We start from the raw sequence: 2,491 nt of genomic DNA on the forward strand, positions 1-2,491 counted from the left end.
CGCCTGGGCCCCTCCGACGACGCCGAATGGGCAGCGTTCGCCGCAGAAGCCGTACTGAGAGCCGGCGACGACACAGTCCTCGGCGACCTGAGCCGCGAGCGCCGCACCCGCGCCGCGATCGACCTCACCTGGAACGCCATCGCCAGCGAGGTCGCCGCCGCAGCGGACCGCGCCCCGGAGGTCGAGTCGGCCGTACTCCCCCTCCGCGCCCGCATCTCGGTACGGGCAGGCCTGGGAAACCTCGCGGCCGGCCTGCGCCCACCCGCCACCGGCCACGACAACCCCCACTACTTCGACGACGCGGCCTGCGTAAGGGCATGCGTCCTGGCCGTGGCGCACCCCGGAGACCCCGAACGCGCCGCCGCCCTCGCCGAGTTCGACGCCCACTACACCCAGGACGGCGACGGAGTCCACGGCGCCAGAGCGATGGCCGCGGCCCTCTCCCTCGCCCTGGTCGGCACGGCCGTGGACGAGTGCGTCGCAGCCGCCCTGGCCGAACTCCCGGAAGCCACGGAAATCGGCCGCAACGCCCGCCACGCACTGAAGTTGGCCCAGGACAGCGACAACGCCTTCGCCCTGATCCCCCTCCTGGAACACCAGATCGTCGACCACGTCTACAGCTACGGAATCGCAGCCGCCGAAACCGTCCCGGTAGCCCTCGCGTTGGCGACAGCCGCCCGCGGCCGCATCGCAGAAGCGGTCCCCGCCGCAGCCTGCCTCTCCCGGGTCGCCGACTCGGCCCCGGCCCTGGCAGGCGCCCTCACCGGAGCACTCAGCGGCGGCCAGGCGATCCCGTCGACCTGGCGGGACGCCTGCCGCACCCTCTCCGGCTGCGCCCTCCCCCGCCTCACCGGCACGGACCTCGTAGAACTCGCCGAACTCCTGGAAGCCACACAACCGCCCCCACCAGGAGGATGATTCGGTGCATGGCACCTAAAAAACCCAAAGAATCCAAACAACCTAAACAACCCAAAGAAACAGAAACCAGCCTCGAAGAGAGAATCACCGGGGCCCTCGTGGGTGCCGCCGTCGGCGACGCCCTCGGCGGCCCCGTCGAGGGCTACTCCCCCGACCAGATCCTCGAACGCCACGCGGGCCGCGTCCACGGCATCGTCGGCCCCTGGAACGGCGAAGCCTGGCGCACGGCCCGCCCCATCGCCCCGTACCACAAGGGCGACGGCCACGTCACCGACGACACCTTGATGACCCACGCTCTCGTACGGGTCTACGCCCAGGTCCGCGACCACCTCGACGCCTACTCCGTCGCCGACCACCTCGTCCCGGACCTGATGCAGAACCCGCGCTGGATCCCGGAGTTGGAAGCGGAAGCCATCCCCCTCCAGCGCGTCTTCCTCGCGGAGAAATGGCTCGCGGCCCGCCTCCACTACGGCCACGTCGACCCCCGCGAGGCCGGCGTCGGCAACATCGTCAACTGCGGTGCCGCGATGTACATGGCCCCGGTCGGCCTGGTCAACGCGGCCAACCCGGCGGGCGCTTACGCCGAGGCCCTCGACATCGCGGGCGCCCACCAGTCGTCGTACGGCCGAGAGGCAGCCGGTGTCTTCGCGGCGGCGGTGGCCGCGGCCTGCGTTCCGGGCGCCACCCCCGACTCGGTGGTGACCGCCTGCCTCGCCCTGGCGAAGGACGGCACCCACACCGCCATCGAGCAGGTCTGCGAAGTGGCCGCCCGCTACTCGGACTTCGAGTCGGCGCTGGTTCCCCTGCGGGAGGCGGTCGCACCGTACGACACCGTGGGCCCCGACTACCGCGCCCCGTCCCTGGACGCCCGCCGCCCCTCCCGCACCAAGGCGATCGAGGAACTCCCCGTCGCCCTGGGCATGTTGGTGGTCTCCGGCGGCGACTACCGCCACGCGGTACTGGGTTCGGTGAACTACGGCCGGGACTGCGACTCGATCGCGACGATGGCCGGCGCGGTGGCCGGCGCCCTCGGCTCAACGGTCCCGCGGGACTGGTCGAAGACGGTCGCCGAGGCCAGCCGCCTGGATCTCTGGGAACCGGCGGCGACCCTCACCGCCGTCACCCGCGAGCTCTTCGAACGCGATGTCCTCCGACGCCGGGCCCACGAGGCGGCGTTCACCGAGATCGGAGGGCTGAAGTGCTCCGACTGACCTGGGTCCAGCCGGAGGACCTGCTCGGCCACGAGCTGCGCCAGGCCGCCCAGGACGGGCGCGAACCGTCGGCGATCGCGGCGCGCTGGCGGGCGGCGGGCGGAACGGAGGCACCGGAACGGGCGGGCGCGTCGGCCCAACCCCCCACCCGCTACCTCCGGTTGCTCGCCGAGGACCTGCTGGACGAACTGGCCGACCTGCCCAGCCGGTTGGCGGACCAGGAGCCCACCGACCTGGCACGGATCAAAGCCCTCTGCCCCAACTGGCCCACTCCACACGCCACTTCCCCACCCCGCCCGGCCCTCTTCGAGGCCGCCTGGCTGGGCCGGGCCGTCGGCTGTGTCCTCGGCAAACCGGTGGAG

The 2,491-nt window shown here is 72.3% G+C and carries 2 protein-coding genes and 1 pseudogene; all 3 read left to right on the forward strand.

Going from position 1 to position 2,491, the window contains the following annotated elements:
* Positions 1 to 918 (forward strand): ADP-ribosylglycohydrolase family protein (locus AC31A1_RS50095; RefSeq protein ID WP_489659709.1); only part of this gene is annotated, 918 nt, incomplete at its 5' end.
* An 8-nt stretch (positions 919 to 926) separates the two neighbouring features.
* Complete coding sequence (locus tag AC31A1_RS50100) at positions 927 to 2,129, forward strand: ADP-ribosylglycohydrolase family protein (protein WP_489659710.1); 1,203 nt, start codon at positions 927 to 929, stop codon at positions 2,127 to 2,129.
* Positions 2,117 to 2,491, forward strand: a pseudogene (locus AC31A1_RS50105) (ADP-ribosylglycohydrolase family protein); the annotation flags it as partial. The gene AC31A1_RS50100 and the pseudogene AC31A1_RS50105, both read left to right, overlap by 13 nt.

It is taken from the genome of Streptomyces sp. P5F9, from assembly GCF_057961495.1.

What these genes read in the sequence shown, in the direction of transcription:
- AC31A1_RS50100 (WP_489659710.1), top strand. Translation starts at nt 927, where the DNA reads ATGGCACCTAAAAAACCCAAAGAATCCAAACAACCTAAACAACCCAAA.